Genomic DNA, 911 nt, shown 5'->3' with positions numbered 1-911 from the left:
TTCCGGCAGCCTTCAGTGGTCTTTGCAGAGTTAAGACAGGCGGCTTAGCGTTGCACTTCGAACTTGAATCCGCCGGTACGCCTTTACCTTCTGCACAGACACTTTCGCGACGTGTGCTGCGGTCAGGCTGTATTCCGGAGTGATGGGGATACTGCTGCCTAGCGATCCGGCACCGAGGATCGTGGGAATACCCGTGAAGTTCATATCTACACGTTTCAGGGCTTCGCTGCTGTATTCATATTTGCCTACAGAGCAGCCTGTCAGCAATAGCGCGGCTAAAGCTGGCACAATTGTCAGTTTTTTCATGGTCTCTTACTTCACTATCATGCATGTCGAAAATCCCTGGTGAAGACTCGTGACATGCAAACTTATCGCTAATCGGATTAGCGTTATTTACGTCGGGCAGGCCCGCCGCGTTATTGGATTTTCATAAAGCAAAATTAATATTTTTAAGTACTGCCAGTGTGGATATTTAAAGGTGTTTTTTAAATATACCTTCAGGTCGTTGCCTGATTTATCACCAGCTCAAATTCTACACACTATTTATTTCTGTACAACCCCTGCAAAAATCCAGGATTTAAAAAAATTATAATAAATCAGGGATAAGTTAATCTGATACTTCAATCTCCCGCATTATCGTTGTTGTGTAGCGTTATGTTCTGCATATTTTGTGTTAATTTGGCATGAAATATTTTGTCATAGGTTTGACGTAACATTAACAACCAGCATTTTTGTACAGGTCCAGATGGCTATACTGAATTTTAACTATTTCGGTACGTTAAATGTAAATGATTCGCATGAAATAACCTGACCCATAGTTCAGTATTATTACTGGCTAAGGAAGGTGCGATTTAATCGTCAATTATGAGAACATAACTCTTTCTTTGACATAGACTTTTCACGATGCCCGC

At 41.6% G+C, this 911-nt stretch carries 1 pseudogene; it reads right to left on the bottom strand.

From position 1 onward, the window contains the following. Positions 1 to 75: 75 nt before the first annotated feature. Positions 76 to 306: pseudogene (locus ACSZO1_RS22535) on the bottom strand (serine protease); the annotation flags it as partial. Between the last annotated feature and the right edge of the window lie 605 nt (positions 307 to 911).

The organism is Erwinia sp. V71 (genome assembly GCF_965644245.1).
Classification (GTDB): Bacteria; Pseudomonadota; Gammaproteobacteria; order Enterobacterales; family Enterobacteriaceae; genus Erwinia.
Note: the sequence above shows the minus strand (reverse complement) of the source record. Positions and strands in the feature narration are given on the sequence as shown.